This window comes from Salegentibacter sp. (genome assembly GCF_036568425.1).
In the GTDB taxonomy this organism is placed as follows: Bacteria; Bacteroidota; Bacteroidia; order Flavobacteriales; family Flavobacteriaceae; genus Salegentibacter.
In genome coordinates this window covers 1-3,986 of sequence record NZ_DATCSO010000064.1, presented here as the reverse complement: position 1 = coordinate 3,986, position 3,986 = coordinate 1, and the positions used below count along the sequence as shown (strand labels likewise).

The following is a 3,986-nucleotide window of genomic DNA, read 5'->3' as shown; positions in this document are numbered from 1 at the left end:
CCAATCCAATTGTCCTTCTTCAATGAAATCGTCCCGGACTCTAAATGCGGCTTCGTAATTTGGATTATCATTAAAACGCAAATAATATCCTGGTAATTTCTGATAATAAGTAGGATCGGGATTGGCGCCCCCTCCAATAAAACTTTCCTGATCGCCGAGCATGACCAGCCGCGTACCACCATAATCTATCCTGCTGTTTCCGGTTTTTCCAAATTGAAACAAGACGTTGTTATTTATTTCAGTTTTATCTGAGACCGTCCAGAAATGATTAAACATGAATACCGGTTCTTTTATCTCCCGCAACCTGGAGTTTCTTATTTCTCCATCCTGATAACCCCAATAAGCATTGTACCTTCTATCCTTAAGTTCGAAAACTTCCTGGGTATTCGGGGAAGATTTCCCCCTGATATTTGGAGTATAAATTCCGGTGAAATTAAGGCTATGGGTTTCGTTGAATTTCTTTTCCACGGCTATAAAAAATGCATTGGCATCATAAAGCGTCCCATCTTTGTAAGCTTCTTCGGCAAACCTTCGGGAAACCGAAACCGAATATGCCCAGGCTTTCGGTAATTCTCCTGAGCTATAACTTGCCATAATACGGCCATTATAACTACGATTGGCAAAGGCATAGGAAATTCTTCCACCCCTGGAGTACCGGGAGGCCCGCATAATGATATTAGTGCTTCCTGCAAGGCCGCCGAAACTGACTTCACTGGGAGAAAGCCCCATAGAAAACACCTGGTTCCGCTGTACATCATTAAGGCCACCCCAGTTACTCCATTGTGGTCTGCCAGTAAAAATTTTATTCATTTCAATGCCGTTTATGAGCACCTTGCCATGTGCACTGTCGTAACCCCGAGGACGAAAGAAGGTTTGACTAAAATCGAAGGCCGCAGCGTTTAGAAAAACATCCCGGGAGGCTTGTAGAAGGCCTGAAATATTATCTACACTGGCTTCATCTTCATTCAGCTCATCGGCAGAAAGGCTTATGGTACTTATCTGAAGCTGTTCCTGCAACAAATCGGGCTGAAAAGGAATCAAATCCAGATCCTTTTCTACCCCCGGCTCAATAATTACCGGCAATCTTAATTTTACATAGCCCTCTTTGGAAAATTGCAATACCTGGTTACCCTTTGGCAGATCTTCTCCTAAGAATTCAAAATTCCCCTTATCATTAGAAATTTTTTTATGGGAGGTATTTTCAATAATTACCACGACTCCGGGTATCTTTTTATAAGTAACAGCATCAACAAGCTTTCCCTTCAAAAGAGCTTCCTGAGCCCCTACTGAAAAAAGACAGAAACAAAAACTCATAAGAATAATTAACCTCATCATATAAAGCCCTAATTTTATCTTATAATTTTAGCTTTTAATTACGTAATATTCTAAATTTAAGCAGATTATGTTATGAAATTAAAATAATTTGTAAGGAAATGCTTAGGGGAAAAATACGGGTACTAACCGCTTATCTATGTTTTTTGATTTTTGTTGATTACGGCTTTGCTCAGGAAAAGCGAAATTTCAATATCAATAGCATCGCTTTTTATAATGTTGAGAATTTATTCGATACCGAAAATCATCCCTTTACTTTTGACGATGATCGCACTCCTGAAGGAAAAGATGTCTGGACAGAAGAAAAGTACAAAGACAAGCTTAAAAATATCTCCAGGGTACTCTCAGAAATCGGAAAGGATGTGACAGGAACTTCTCCAACTATAATAGGGCTTTGCGAGGTAGAAAACCGGCAAGTGCTGGAAGATCTTCTTAATGAGGAAGTCCTTATTAACTCGAATTACGGGATTGTACATTATGATTCTCCAGACCGTCGAGGCATTGATGTCGCTCTAATTTATAAGAAATCAATCTTTAAGCTTACCAATTCCAAATCCCACCGGCTTATGATCTATGATTTTATAGATCAGGAGAAACGGGTTTATACAAGAGATCAATTAGTGGTTACCGGATTCCTGGATGGTGAAAAAATATATTTCATGGTAAATCACTGGCCTTCCAGAAGTGGGGGCGAAGCCAGGAGTAGTTATAAAAGAGAGAAAGCTGCTGCACTCAACCAGAAAATTATGGATTCTATTTTTCAGGAAGATCCTTATGCAAAAATTATAAGCATGGGCGATTTTAATGATGATCCCACCAACAAGAGTTTTAAGGAGGTATTAAAGACTAAAGCAAGTCCGGAAGAGACAGCCTTCAGGGAAATCTATAACCCCATGGAAAAAATGTTAAAACAAGGCCTGGGGACTTTAGCCTACCGCGATGCCTGGAACCTCTTTGACCAGATAATGCTCACCGGCGGGTTTCTTCAAAAGGATTATTCGAAATATCAATTCTATAAAGCCGGAATCTTCAACAGGAATTACTTACATACGCCCAGCGGACAATATAAAGGTTATCCCTTCCGAAGTTATGGCTATGGAGGCTACGTGGGCGGCTACAGCGACCATTTCCCGGTATATATTTATTTAATCAGGGAAATAAATTTAAAACCAGGCGCTCCAGGGAATCCTGCTGAGCATTAAAATCAGGGCGATGGTATAGAAAATGGCCAGGATTTTAAATTTTGGTTTGGATGTAAGTTTGCTTTTATGTTTTGAATACCCTATGGTAATTAAAACCACTGCAATAATCATAATTAAAGGGTGCTCTACATTGTAAAGGCGAAGTGTAGCATCTTTCATTACTCCGCCCATTCCTACTTCCGAAAAGGCCTGGAAATAAGGAGTCACAAAATAAAGCACAAGTCCAATTAACAATTGAATATGCGAATTAATAAGCGTAAAAAGCGCAAGGCGAAAATTGGTTGCCCCATATTCCTTATTACTGGCGTAACCAACAATGGCATTAACCGACGCGATAAAAAGAACAATTAAAACCAGATAAGCCCAGTAAGAATGTATGAATTGTATGGTTGGATACATAAAAGTAAATTTTTAGTAAAGATAGGATTTTCTATAAAAACCCAACTTAAATGTACTTCTTAGTTCAAATTAGACATCCTGATTCACATAAAGCTACTTCAAAATGAATTTATGATTTTGTTAATTTTTGGCATTTTAATTGTTACTCATTCAAAGTACCGGCCACCCTATTGAGTTTTTTATTATTTATTTACTAACTATAATCTAATATCTTATGAAACCTAAGAAAAATGCCAAAGCCGATCTTCAGAAAAAGTCAAACCTGTTTTTATCCCTGGGCCTTATCGTCGCTTTGTTGGCCAGCTTGCTCCTAATAGAATGGAAAACCTATGATAAGAAGGAGTTTACAAAAGAACAAGTCTTTATGGATGCACCTGAGGAAGAAGTAATTCCAATTACCGAACAATTGAATACTCCGCCTCCCAAGCCTCCTGTAATTCCAGAAGGAATAGATGTAGTAAAAGATGATCCGGACCTTAAAGAAGACGAAATTGAGACTACTGAGATAAGTCTTGAAGATATTGTTGAGCCAGAGGAAATAGTAGAACATAAACCGGAGGAAAAAGTAGCTACAATACCTTTTACTTTAATTGAAGATGTGCCGATATTCCCTGGTTGTGAAGCTCTTAATGATAATGCTTTGAGAAAAAGCTGTATGAGCGAAAAAATCACTGATTATGTAAACAAAAAATTCAATAAGGACCTGGGGAGCGAATTAGGTCTAAGTGGCATAAACCGTATAACTGTTCTTTTCCAAATAGATACCAAAGGGAATATAACAAATATCCAAGCCCGGGCACCGCACCCTAAGCTGGAAGAAGAAGCCATAAACCTTATAAAAGCTCTTCCAAAAATGGAACCCGGAAAACAACGCGGAAAACCGGTAATTGTGAGTTATGCCTTACCTATAATTTTCCAGGTTCAGGATTAAAGATCAACTTACTGCTACACCTATAAAACTCAATTCATGAAGTATAATTTACTATTCATTTTAAGCCTATTTCTTTATACCTCGATCTCGAACCTGAACGCTAAAGAATACAGAAAAGGATT

The 3,986-nt window shown here is 38.4% G+C and carries 4 protein-coding genes; 2 read left to right on the top strand and 2 right to left on the bottom strand.

Features of this window, described 5'->3' with window-relative positions:
- A partial coding sequence (locus VIM94_RS06000; protein WP_332038379.1) for a carboxypeptidase-like regulatory domain-containing protein occupies positions 1-1,314 on the bottom strand: 1,314 nt, incomplete at its 3' end.
- Between the two features lie 119 nt (positions 1,315-1,433).
- Here VIM94_RS06000 and VIM94_RS05995 point away from each other — a divergent pair.
- Positions 1,434-2,534, top strand: a complete 1,101-nt coding sequence (locus VIM94_RS05995) for an endonuclease/exonuclease/phosphatase family protein (RefSeq protein ID WP_332038378.1) — start codon at positions 1,434-1,436, stop codon at positions 2,532-2,534.
- Here VIM94_RS05995 and VIM94_RS05990 read toward each other — a convergent pair.
- On the bottom strand, positions 2,496-2,933 hold the full coding sequence (locus VIM94_RS05990) for a hypothetical protein (RefSeq protein WP_332038377.1): 438 nt from the start codon (positions 2,931-2,933) through the stop codon (positions 2,496-2,498). The two genes, VIM94_RS05995 and VIM94_RS05990, sit on opposite strands and share 39 nt — an antisense overlap.
- 214 nt (positions 2,934-3,147) lie before the next feature.
- Here VIM94_RS05990 and VIM94_RS05985 point away from each other — a divergent pair, with 214 nt between their 5' ends.
- Positions 3,148-3,864, top strand: coding sequence for an energy transducer TonB (locus tag VIM94_RS05985; protein ID WP_332038376.1), 717 nt, complete (start codon positions 3,148-3,150; stop codon positions 3,862-3,864).
- Positions 3,865-3,986: the final 122 nt, after the last annotated feature.